Genomic DNA, 11,405 nt, shown 5'->3' on the forward strand with positions numbered 1-11,405 from the left:
GGCGGAACTTAGGTGGAGACCTAGCCTTGGGAGTTGGCTAATTCATATTTAGCTGCGCTATCTCCGCGAATCTTGTAGGAAATCTTGCCATATTGGCTGTCCGTCGTACTGATATAGAGCCGCCCCCTGATCCACACTGGACCCCAAGAACGCTTGGGTGCCTGACCACTGCTCATCCGCACCATGACCATTTGATTGGGCGGAGGAGGAGGCACATGGATGCAGGCCTGAGGACTAGGTACCAATAGAAATTCTGAAAGCCCCTGATCATCGTCTTCAAGCGGCACGACGAATCCCGGTACCTTGACCGGTTGACCATCAAGTTTAGCTAAGGCTGCTGGGATCTTTCCCGTCACTAAATCAAGCTCACGCAGCTGCAGCCAGTCGACTTCTTGGTAGGCATCATCGGCCAGTACTGGCTCTGACTCCGCGCTCAGTATATGCCAAGTCCAGTAGCCAGCTAGCACCAACACCGGAATCACGGCTAGTAAACAAAGAACCATTTTTTTGCGCAAAGGAATCATAAGCGAATCACCAGTCCGTCACTTAAACTGTGGCGATAGGCACGCCAGGCGGGAATCGCACCAAGAATGAGTCCGCACATCATTATGGCGCCAAAATAAAAAATCTCGACGGACGAGAACGATTCAACCGCAAGATGAAACCCGAAATGATTAGCCACAACGGGCTGCATCACCCATAGTAAAACCCGCGTGAGTATGATCCCTAGCACTGCGCCAGAACCGACCAGTATCCCAGCTTCAGTGACAAGGAGGCCGAAAATGAGTCCGGGCGTGGCGCCTAAACTTCGGAGAATAGCCATCTCCCGACGCCTTTCGCTTAAGGAATTGTAAACGGATACCAGCATCCCGGTGAGACCGACTAAGACCACAAATACAGCAACTAGCCTTAGAGCATCCTCGCCGTAAGCTAACCCCTGCCAAAGCTCGTCCAACGCCACACCAGGCATCACTGCCGTGAGTGGCTCAGTTTTGAAGTCATTCCAAAAACGCTGCATCGTCAAAATATCCATTTTTGATTTAGCACCAACAAAGACGGCCGAAATCTCTTCGATAGCAAAATTCTTTGCCGCCAACTCAGACGTCCTTAGTGCTTGATCACGTCGCGGAGGCGCTCCGTCTTCCCAACCATGATGAATGGCCTCGAGTCCCGCTAAAGGTATGAAGATTGTTCGGTCAACCGGACTACCCGTCGGCTGCAAAATACCGGTCACATGGAACGGATGATCCTCGTGTTTGTGGAAAGAAACCTCACCCACGCCGTGACTGAGCGCTAGCTTTTCACCAAGTCCGTAATCTAGGCGGCGCGCAACAGCACTGCCAATGACCGCGGCGAAGAGATCGCCACTCCCGGCATCGGCACTAAATCCCCCCGCGGCAAACTCAAGTTTTTGCTGACGTCGCGTCTGAAAATGTTTGAAAAAATCAGACGTCGTTGCCACAACACGGTAGCTTCGGTGACTGTCCCCCATCGTGATCGGCACCGCCCAGGCCGTTTTCGGATCGGCTTGAATCGCTTTAAAAGTAGCAAATTTCATGTTAGCCGTCGGACTGCCGATATGAAAAACAGCATTGAGCAGCAGCGGCAAAGTGCCCCCGCGCGAGCCCACGATCAAATCAGTCTGACTGATAGCGCCGGTGAAACTTGCATGGGCACCGACGCGAATCCGTTCTACAAGCATCAAAAGCGCCGTCGAGAGCCCAATCGACAGGATCGTCAAGCTGGTGACTAGGCGCCGCATGGCCAAGGATTTCCATGCAAGTTTGCACAATATCACGGACGTTGCTCCCTAAAACGCTGCGCTATCCGGTTCAGGGCAGGAAGCGAGCACTTGCGATGAAAATGGCGCCCTAGACTTTGGTCATGGCTGACAAAAATCACCGTCGCCTGGGAGTCATCGGCAATCGAACTGAGGAGCGCGATAAACTCATCACGGTGATCGACATCTAATGCTGAAGTAGGTTCATCCGCAATGAGTAGTCGCGGAGCTCCGATAAGAGCGCGGGCAGCTGCTACGCGCTGTTGCTCACCGACACTAAGCTCAGTTACCGACTTATGCAGGAGATGTTTGATATCGAGTCGTACTGCTAGTGCCGTGGCAGCTGCAGTGGGCGAGGCTCCTGCAAGATTAGCCTGGCGTGCTCTGCTGATCGTACACGGCAGGATGATATTATCCATGACATCAAGATAAGGAATCAGATTGAACATCTGAAATATGTAACCGATATGATCGCCGCGAAATAGATCTCTCGATCGCGCACTCATGCCGCCCAGTGCGACACCATCGACGGCGACTTGGCCACTGTCTGGGCTAATGATGCCAGACAGAAGCCCAAGCAAGGTGGTCTTGCCACTGCCGCTTGGGCCGTGAATAAAGACTCGCTCGCCCCGACTCACCTTGAAGGCGGGAATATCAAGAATCTCCCGCCCTGCTTTGTAGGAGTACTTAAGCGAGCTGATTTCGATTGCCGGAATCGCTTGGTTCAAATGCGCCTCGAAGCTGAGGATTTTGGTCACCCTAATGGCTAGCCCCGTAGGCCTGTCACTAATGCACAGTCCGAAAAAAATCTACGAAATTAGTTTGCTTCGGTACAACTGTGCTCCGCCACAGACTAAACGTAGACTTCGTCCTTACTCATAATGGTAATCTTGCCGTCAGCCGCTAGAGCCTGAGCTAAATCGGCGAGTTGTTGCTGGGCGGCTTGAACCTCTTGCAGGCGCACTTTAGGTAGAGCTGCGACATCGTCGCGTAGTAATTTTGCGGCACGCTCGGAGAGGTTCTTATAGATGTGCCGACTGGTAGCGTCGTCTGCCTGTTTCAGGGCCAGGCGCAAAGTCGCCGCGGGCACCTGGGCCAGCAGAGCCTGCATGTCGCGATCACTGAGGCGGGTTAGATCGGCGAAAGTGAAGAGTTGCCTGCGGAGTTGCGCCGCCATTGTGGGGTCACGCCCCTCTATATCTACGATAAGTTTTTCAGCCTGAGCCTGTGGCATGACATGCAGCAGCCCAACCAGCTTGGCTGGACCCCCGACCGCGTGTGCGGCGATCTGAGAACGGCTGCGACTCTCCTTCAGAGCCTCAGCGACAGCTCTTAAACTTGCCAAATCGACATCACCAAGCTTGGCCAACCGATGGACTGCCTCCGTTTGCAGGGCTGGCGGCAGTAAACCGATCGCTTTGGCTGCCTGCTGGGGTAGACAGTGCGCGAGCACCACAGCCATGGTTTGAGGAGCCTCAGCCTGTAACCATTTGGCCATCGCCTCTGGTGCCATTTCACCAACTAGTTCAGCTAACTCCTGAGATGCGACCGCTGCCTCACTCACTAAGGTAGCAGCCTCACGCGACCGCCCGGCTAGCTGCAGAATACGCTGCGCGGCTTCCGGCGTGCCGGTCAGCTGCGGCCGGTAATTGACTAATGTCTGGTAAAACTCCCCCGACACCATTTGGACGACCGAGCCGTCAACCTGTCCCAGCCGACTCATGGCTGCCGCGATGCGGCTTACCTCGGCCGGCTGCAGGTGCCCGATAATCTGACTGGCTACGTCCTCCCCTAAACTCAGGAGCAGGATAGCCGCCTTCTCAGCACTAGACAGTTTGACTTCGGTCATGACCTGCCGCCCCCCCTAAAGGAGGCATCGGCTAAACTCAGATTTCACTTGAGTCAACCAATTGAATCAGCGACTTACGCCAAAAGCAGCGAAGTTCAGTGACAGCATTTTTTGGATTTTTTACCCGATCCACAGGGACAAGGATCGTTGCGGCCGACCTTGGGTTCGGCACGCACGTAGGTCTCGACCTGGTGATGGTTGTGATGGTGGTGGCGGCAGCCGGGACCGTGCACATGGTCATCGGGGGAGGCTTCCACAAATTTCACCGGCTCTGTCGCTTGGTTTTCTGCCGTCATAACCGTCTAACTCCTGTTGACCTAACATCTATAAAAAACTAGACCTTTTTTGTACCGTACTAGGCCGCAAACCTCGAGACGCCGCACGCGCCGTCTCTTGCAAAGGAGTGTGCCATGAATCGAAGTCGACTAGTGACCACAACGACCAAGTGGTTCGTCGCGTTAATCGCCGCTCATATAGCACTGGTGTCGGGGGCCCATGCAAGTTCAGAAAATGCCGCGTCCCCAACGCATCAAATACCCGGGTCACCCTGGTATGGCGGAAGTCTGACCGCGGCACTAGCCGAGGCCAAGGCTAAACATAAACACGTATTACTCTACTGGGGAGCTGTCTGGTGTCCTCCGTGCAATGAACTAAAAAGCCAAGTATTCAGCCAAGAAAAATTTGCGACGCTCATGCGTCCCATGATTGCCGTTGCCCTCGACGGGGATAGCGAAGAGGCTCAGGCGTGGGGCGAGAAACTTCGTGTGCAAGGTTATCCCACGGTGTTGCTCTTGGCACCCGATGGTCAGGAGCTGATGCGACTACCCACGGCCGTCAACATGGACGAATTTGAGGCTGCTCTCGTCAACGCTCTCAAGCACCCAGGCGGCTTGCAAGCCGCACTCGAACGAGGCCTTGCCGGCACGGCGACGCCAGATGATTGGAAACTGCTCGCCAATGTCCCATGGCACGAGGAAAGCGACGCTTCGCGTAGCGGTGACCTCATCTCTAAACTCAGGATTCTGGTCATCAACATCCCGCGCGCCCTAACTGAGGAACGAGCAAAGCTAGTTGCTTTACTACTGACGACTTTGACTGGCACGCATCCGCAAGATGCGGGCGCATCTGAGGCGCCTAAGCTTGCAGCGCAAGAACTGAAGTGGCTACTTAGCGATCCGGTTGCAACGATCGCGGCTCGTAGTCTATTCGCCTACTCAACTGATGTTCTGGTTTGGACCTACCCAACTAATGACAGCCACGAGATAGATGCCGATCAGCTTTGGCTTAAGGCGGCCACTTTGGTAGCAGGTGCCAAAGAAAGCTCCCTGGACACGCGCCTTTGGGCCAGCGTCGCACCCATGCAAGTATACCGCGCGCGGCATCCAGGCGAGAAGATGCCAAGTGAGCTGCGCGCCCTCGTCATGCGTGAAGTGGCACGGAGTGACGAGGCCGCTAAAACGTCCTACGAAAGAAAAGCCGTGATCACCGGAGCCGCCACCTTGCTGCGGGATATTGGCGATTTAGATGGTGCAAGAGCGCTACTAGCCAATGAACTCAAACACACGGATACACCTTGGTACCTCCTAGCATCCGCGGCGCACCTTGAAAAAGCAGCCGGAAATGACACGGCAGCCCTCGCACTGATTGCGAAAGCTCGTAAGGCGGCAAAAGGCCGCGCGAGCAAACTTCAGTGGACTCAGGCCGACATCACCATGACGGCCAGTATTCAAAATCCCAAGCAACTGGCCCGACTCACGCAACTTGTCAAAGATTTTTATCGGAACGCAACCACCTTGGAGGATGGATTCCAAGGCCGCAATGCACGCACTGCCGCTAAAGTTGCCAGTGCGATCCAGCCCTTTCTTGGTCAGCGACCCATCAAAAAGGCCATAGAAAATGCGTCGAAACGGTGCGCCAGACAGAAGCAGCCTGGACCTTGTCGTGACCATTTCTCGGGACTTGGACAGTTTTTGCAATAGGTCTTACCATAGCATTTACCATAGGCATTGAGAGAACTATCAAAGGGGAGACGCTCGTGGACTTGATACATACTCTGATCGACTTTGTCTTACACTTGGACGCCCATCTGACGACTCTCCTCGCTAGTGTTGGTATCTGGTTTTATGTGGTGCTCTTTGCCATCATTTTTGCAGAAACAGGGCTGGTGGTGATGCCATTTTTACCAGGTGACTCGCTGCTGTTTGCAGTCGGCGCCCTTGCCTCGCTACAGGATTCACCGCTGCAGCTGCCGCTTTTAGCTCTTACCTGTTTTGTCGCTGCACTTCTTGGCGACCTGACAAACTACACGGTTGGCAAAAATTTTGGTGCCAAGCTCTTCAATAACAATACGGCCAAGATACTCAACCGCCGCTACCTCGATCAAACAGAGGCTTTTTACCGCAAGCATGGCGGCAAAACGATTATCATTGCGAGATTCGTGCCCATCATAAGAACCTTTGCCCCATTTGTCGCCGGCGTGGGTCAGATGCGATTTGCCAGGTTCTTATCTTTTAGCCTGATCGGCGCCGGTCTTTGGATCGTGCCATTTCTAAGCTTAGGCTTTATTTTTGGTAACAACCCCGTGATTAAATCGAATTTTCATTACGTGGTCGTCGCCATTATTTTGCTTTCGGTGACCCCGGCCATGATACAGATTTTAAAGGCTAGGCGTGCAACACGGCTGGTCACCGAAACAGCTCAGCGATGATGCCTCTGGTGTGATGAGTTAGAAACACCAGCTGAAGTCACAAAGGCGATGCATGAGGCGATGAGTCCAGGGACGACCATGGCAGGACTCCCCGTCGCCTCTGCGACAAAAACAGCCGCAAAAAGTAGGCTGTTATAACTAGCTCCCGTGAAGGCAGCTACGCCTACCATCGTGTACAACCCAGGTTGACTCGTCGGGAACAACACATCAAACATGGCGCCAAGAGCTGCTCCAATAGTGGCTGAGGGTACAAACAGTCCACCGACCCCACCGCAGCCAAAGGTCACTGCCGTCGCAATAAGTTTGGTGACGAAGATGACGAGACAAACGAGAAGTGGATAGTTGCCGTAAAGTAAGCGTCTCGCCACCGGCAATCCTGCCTGCAGCGTTAGCGGTTCGCCCGTAGTGACATAGGTCAGTCCCGCTAGGAAGCTCAGGACGATCCCGCCCACCAGATAATGGAGCCACTTGGGCCGCGACGAATCTTTAGTTGCCGCTTTGATGCGACTCAAAAGACCTAAAAATAAATGTGAAGCGAGCCCAGCCGTAAGGCCAAGCGGGATACAGACAAGTAGATCGCGCCAGTTCAGCACGTAGCTGACCTTAATCGGGAAGTACGGCGTCGCCGTGCCGAGTGCCGTAAACGTTACATAACTTGTCGCTGCGGCAACTAAACCGTGCAGCAGTGCTTCGTGCGCTAAGTCATGTTTGTACGGTGATTCAATCCCCATGATAGCGCCTGTGAGCGGCGCCCTAAAGATGGCGCTAATACCTGCGGCTGCACCCGCTAACATCGTCACTTCCTCGCGCGCATGGAGTAACTTGAGGCGACCGACGCGATTGATCAGACTCTGGACGGCGCCGCCAATCACAGCTCCCAGCCATTTACTAGCGCCCTCCATCCCGGCACTGCCCCCAAAACCCATAGTCGCAACGGAAGCCGCCAGCTTTGCCCCCGCGCGCCGGTAGTCTAATCCGTGCTTGGGACTATGATAGGCTCTTACGACTTCATCAGCCATACTGGTGTAGACCACGCGCCCCAGGGCGACGATGGCGTAGGTAAGCATCATAGCTACGACAGGCATCAAGCATAGGACGCCAGGCGAGAGATGCTCACTCAGCCGCTCCCAAATTAAGGTATTAACGATCCAGTCGTAGCCTGCTATGGCGGCACCCACTACCATACCCATCGGGGCTGAGACCATGAGCAATTGCAGTCCTAGGCCCCAATGATCCGCGATATTAAAATTTGGCAGACGACGACCAAAAATCGCCTTACTAGCGCTATCTAGACTCACTGAATATCTCCACTTAATGACGGCTTGAAAGTAACTGCCTTCCGTCCATCACAGCAAGTGGATCTATGGAATCACCGTTTGAGTCGCGCACTTCGAAATGCAGGTGTGGGCCGGTGACGCGACCACTGCGTCCGGAGGCGCCAATCTCTTCGAGTCGTTGCACCTGGTCACCACTTGCAACGAAGATACGGCGTAGATGAGCATAGAGCGTCTTAAGCCTAGCATGCTTGATAATCACTACGTTGCCGTAACCGTGCTGCCAACCAGCAAACTCAACAACTCCTGGGGCAGCGGACCTTACCGCGCTACCAGTCGTCGCACGAATATCGATGCCGTGATGAAATTTAAAACCACGTCGGCCGTAGCCGGAGCTAATGGCTCCACCGAGGGGCCAAGCCAGACTTTCCTGGGCATCGTATCCGTCACCAAAGAGTAGTCCTCGACGTGGCCGACTTTCGCTAGACCTTTCGTCGATGCCTTCCTCCGCCTCGTCGAAACCGTCAGTGAATATCCCAGGCGTATGCTGCACCCGGTGGTGACGGCGGGCTGCAGCCGTTTGGCATCCGCCTAGTAGATGCAGCAGTCCAGCACAAGTCATAAACAATACGACATTGTTAAGTAAACTTCGCAGAGGCAACTCTCAAGTGGGATTCACAATGGTAAAGCGGGGGCTGAAGCCCCCGCTCATCGCATTGCAAATTAGAGTGGATTGAAGACGAAAGGATAGTTGACTGATACTGACTGGCCACCACGAGGCTTGGGGAACGCCCATCGCCTCATCTTATCGGTGACACATCCTCTCATGACCGCGTCATTGATGGTGTCCTGCGACACTGTGACGGAAGATACGCGGCCAGAGGTATCGATCACGAATGAGGTTCCCATCTTACCTGAAGCGCTGGGCGATCTCTGCAGAAGCTGCTCATAGCAGTGGCGGATCTGGTTTAAGTTGGCCCGGATCACCGCCATAATTTCCTGCGAGGTCAATCCACCCGATACCACCGGGTCACCTGCTGGTACCGATACGTTCGCTCTGCCGTGACCACCAGCACCACCAGCACCACCGGCACCGCCACCGTTACCAAACCCGGGTCCAAGTCCCGAGCCTCCGCGACCACCGGTGCCGCCCTGACCGCTCAGTAAACCTCCCGAGCCGGAGCCGAAGTTGTTAACTGCGCCACCGGCACCAGCTAAACCCAGGGACTTGCCAGAACCCAAGCCGCCCAGACCGTAAGTCTTGGCTCCGGATCCCATACCACCACCGGCACCACCGGCCGAGTCCTTGAAGTTCGAGGAAATCGCACCTGCTCCCGTCTTGCTCATGATCTTACCGACGCCTAAACCGAGTTTAGACAGGTTCACGCCCGACGGCTTGTCGTTGTTCGCTCCCTCGACACCCATGACACTGGCTTTGTTGTTGCCTTTGATGGCGCCACCAGCCTGGTTCATGCCTGACCCCACCGCACCACCAGACTTGCCGATAGCAGTGTTCGGCAACGTTGGACCTGCGGCTTTGAAGTTTGGATCCTTCGCACCAGTTGAGGGCATACCAGCCGACAGCTTATTGAGGTTCGGTTTAGTCGACGGTGGTCCCGCCGGCTTCGCCTCCGCTGGTTTGGGCTCCGGAGTAGGTTTGTTCTCTGTTAAGACCTCTGTTGGCTTTTTCTGCTCAACGGGCTTCTCAACAGGTTTGGTTTGAACTGGCTTCTCCGTCTCCGTCGGCTTGGCCGGTTTCACCTCCGGTTTTGGCTTCGGTGGTGGTGGCTTCTTCGGAGGCGTTTTGACTTCAGCTATCTTGACCTCGGGTTTTGGCTTCTCTGGTGGCTTGGGTTTTTCTTTTTCAGGCTCTTTTTCAGGGACTGAAACCACCTGCCAGATGTCTTCTTTCTCGTCTTTCTTCTCTGCAGGGACGTGAATCCATGCGATAGGGATCAAGATCATGTAGAAAAGCATCGCAACAGACATCAGCCCGAAGAAGAATGGGTCTCGAAGTCCGCGTTTCGGGAAATCTAGTGGCGGTGGCTTCACAAACATCAGGAAGTAGCTCACCGCGCCGTACTTGATATGCGCGATGTCACGGCTGCCTAGGGAAATATCGCCAGGCTTTGTCACTTTGTCGACTTTGCCGCCTTTACGTAACCTGGCCGTCATACCGTCGACGAGCGAGATTTTATAGCCGCTGCTACTAAATCTGGCTAAGGGATGTACTTCTATGTCGGAACTGCCTGCAGCGATCAAGTGAGACTTTGTAGGATTACCGATCGTGACACGGTCGTAACCCTTGGTCGATGGATGGAATAGTTCCACATCGAGTACGGTGTCGCCCCAGTAGGCCACGACTTCGAGCACGTCTCCACTGGGCTTAGCTTTACGTGGAGAGAATAGCAAGTCCAGTTGGCGTTCGGATGCTTCGACGCGCGCTTCACTTGGTTCGGGACTACGACTAGGGACCGAGTCCTCGCGTCGTTCGCGGTCCTCAGGAGCCTTCACGGTGGCACCGTGGCGCTGCCCGTCAGTGGTGTCTACGTGGGGCACGGCCGCAGCCGCATGGCCCACCACTTGAATCTGAATGGTTCCGACGGTGAGAACATCACCGGCCCTTAGCGGTGATTCAACCTCGACAAGCTGATCGTTGACCTTGATGCCTGATACCGAACCCAAGTCGGTGACTACATATTCACCTGGATTGGGCTCTTCTATCAAAGCGTGAATGGGGTCGACACCAGGTGCCCGAAGTACAACTTGGTTCGACAGCAATGCTCCAATTTTCATTGGAGGCTGATCGACAGGTACCTGCCGCTCAACTTGACCTGGAATCGTGAATCGCAACTCAAGAGACATGGGAATCCTTCCCGCGCTATGAACCGGAACTTAGACGGTCAGATCGGTCAACTTCAATGGGTAGTTGGAGGTAATCACTTTCATTATCCCGCTTGCCGCAACAAATGAAAAGACTCAAAACTAAACTGATGCATTCTTATTATTTTTCGTCACCACCGGACTCTTCGTCGGCACCGTCACCACCACCGTCTTCAGCCTTCGAAGCCGGAGCTTTGGGCTTGTCGCCAGGAGGTGCCGCCCCAGCTCCCTTAGCCTTTTCATTCGCGGCCTTTTCGGCCGCGGCTTTATCTGCGGCTGCCTTATGTGCAGCAGCTTTGGCTGCCTTCGCTTGCATTTCTTCGCGCTTGGCCAGGGCTTCCTCAGCGTCAATCTGAGCGATCATGAGAAAGGCCTTTTCGTTCCAACCCTCAGCCGTCAACTTCGCTTTACCGGCTTTGGTAAAGTACTCTTTCGCTTTGGCTAAATTCCGTTTGTTTTGATATTCGACCAAACCACAGTTGAACAATGCAGCGCTGTGCTCAGGCTGCTTTTTCAAGACTCGGTCGCAGTTCTCAATCGCTCCCCCAACGTCGCCATCGAGGCGCTGCAGGGTAATGAGGCCGTACGAGACGAACCAATCGTTTTCAATTTTACCAAGTAGTTGCTTGGCCATGCCAAGCTCGCCACCTTTGAGAGCTATAAAACCAAGATTTAGATGAGCCGGCTTGTAACTTGGGACTGCCTTTAATGCCTCTTTAAAATACAGCACAGCCTCTGGCACCCGATCATCTTTAAGGGCCACCACACCCATCGCATTGTAGGCGCCAGCCTTTACATGCACATTTTTGGACTCGGTCAGATCTTGTAGTAGATACTCGGCAAAAGAAAAATTACGTGCCTGCAGCGCAGCTAACGCGATCTCAAGCTTTACTTCACCGCTTAGCTGACGCG

General features: G+C 54.3%; 10 protein-coding genes and 1 pseudogene. 2 read left to right on the top strand and 9 right to left on the bottom strand.

The annotated features are described in order from the left end of the window. Positions 1 to 20: 20 nt before the first annotated feature. The 5 genes from FJ146_06520 to FJ146_06540 all read right to left on the bottom strand — a co-directional run bounded on the left by FJ146_06520 (position 21) and on the right by FJ146_06540 (position 3,925). Positions 21 to 503 carry a DUF3299 domain-containing protein gene (locus FJ146_06520; GenBank protein MBM4251606.1) on the bottom strand — a complete coding sequence of 161 codons (483 nt, stop codon included), beginning with the start codon at positions 501 to 503 and terminating at the stop codon, positions 21 to 23. A 17-nt stretch (positions 504 to 520) separates the two neighbouring features. Then, entirely contained in the window at positions 521 to 1,798 is a 1,278-nt protein-coding gene (locus FJ146_06525) for an ABC transporter permease (GenBank protein ID MBM4251607.1), read from the bottom strand. Next, positions 1,795 to 2,508, bottom strand: a complete 714-nt coding sequence (locus FJ146_06530) for an ABC transporter ATP-binding protein (protein MBM4251608.1) — start codon at positions 2,506 to 2,508, stop codon at positions 1,795 to 1,797. Before FJ146_06530 ends, FJ146_06525 begins: the two co-directional genes overlap by 4 nt. Positions 2,509 to 2,633: 125 nt before the next feature. Further along, positions 2,634 to 3,629, bottom strand: coding sequence for a hypothetical protein (locus FJ146_06535; GenBank protein ID MBM4251609.1), 996 nt, complete (start codon positions 3,627 to 3,629; stop codon positions 2,634 to 2,636). A 95-nt stretch (positions 3,630 to 3,724) separates the two neighbouring features. After that, positions 3,725 to 3,925, bottom strand: a complete 201-nt coding sequence (locus tag FJ146_06540; protein MBM4251610.1) for a hypothetical protein — start codon at positions 3,923 to 3,925, stop codon at positions 3,725 to 3,727. A gap of 114 nt (positions 3,926 to 4,039) precedes the next feature. Between FJ146_06540 and FJ146_06545 the strand changes: the two genes are divergently transcribed. Both FJ146_06545 and FJ146_06550 read left to right on the top strand, forming a co-directional pair. Next, positions 4,040 to 5,608 carry a thioredoxin family protein gene (locus FJ146_06545; GenBank protein ID MBM4251611.1) on the top strand — a complete coding sequence of 523 codons (1,569 nt, stop codon included), beginning with the start codon at positions 4,040 to 4,042 and terminating at the stop codon, positions 5,606 to 5,608. Positions 5,609 to 5,664: 56 nt separating this feature from the next. Then, positions 5,665 to 6,336, top strand: a complete 672-nt coding sequence (locus tag FJ146_06550; GenBank protein MBM4251612.1) for a DedA family protein — start codon at positions 5,665 to 5,667, stop codon at positions 6,334 to 6,336. Here FJ146_06550 and FJ146_06555 read toward each other — a convergent pair. From FJ146_06555 to FJ146_06570, 4 genes and pseudogenes are all read right to left on the bottom strand, one after another. Further along, a complete protein-coding gene (locus FJ146_06555; GenBank protein ID MBM4251613.1) occupies positions 6,327 to 7,634 on the bottom strand; it encodes a chloride channel protein in 1,308 nt (435 codons plus the stop codon). The two genes, FJ146_06550 and FJ146_06555, sit on opposite strands and share 10 nt — an antisense overlap. A 13-nt stretch (positions 7,635 to 7,647) precedes the next feature. Further along, complete coding sequence (locus tag FJ146_06560; protein ID MBM4251614.1) at positions 7,648 to 8,232, bottom strand: M23 family metallopeptidase; 585 nt, start codon at positions 8,230 to 8,232, stop codon at positions 7,648 to 7,650. 101 nt (positions 8,233 to 8,333) lie between these two features. Next, positions 8,334 to 10,475, bottom strand: a complete 2,142-nt coding sequence (locus FJ146_06565; protein ID MBM4251615.1) for an AgmX/PglI C-terminal domain-containing protein — start codon at positions 10,473 to 10,475, stop codon at positions 8,334 to 8,336. Positions 10,476 to 10,725: 250 nt separating this feature from the next. After that, a pseudogene (locus FJ146_06570) lies at positions 10,726 to 10,806 on the bottom strand (calcium-binding protein). Positions 10,807 to 11,405: the final 599 nt, after the last annotated feature.

The sequence above is a fragment of the Deltaproteobacteria bacterium genome (assembly GCA_016874735.1).
Classification (GTDB): domain Bacteria; phylum Bdellovibrionota_B; class Oligoflexia; order Oligoflexales; family CAIYRB01; genus CAIYRB01.

Bases quoted from the DNA above. Each gene is read 5' to 3' on its own strand.
- FJ146_06520 (MBM4251606.1), bottom strand. From the start codon at position 503: ATGGTTCTTTGTTTACTAGCCGTGATTCCGGTGTTGGTGCTAGCTGGC.
- FJ146_06535 (MBM4251609.1), bottom strand. From the start codon at position 3,629: ATGACCGAAGTCAAACTGTCTAGTGCTGAGAAGGCGGCTATCCTGCTC.
- FJ146_06540 (MBM4251610.1), bottom strand. From the start codon at position 3,925: ATGACGGCAGAAAACCAAGCGACAGAGCCGGTGAAATTTGTGGAAGCC.
- FJ146_06545 (MBM4251611.1), top strand. From the start codon at position 4,040: ATGAATCGAAGTCGACTAGTGACCACAACGACCAAGTGGTTCGTCGCG.
- FJ146_06560 (MBM4251614.1), bottom strand. From the start codon at position 8,232: ATGACTTGTGCTGGACTGCTGCATCTACTAGGCGGATGCCAAACGGCT.
- FJ146_06565 (MBM4251615.1), bottom strand. From the start codon at position 10,475: ATGTCTCTTGAGTTGCGATTCACGATTCCAGGTCAAGTTGAGCGGCAG.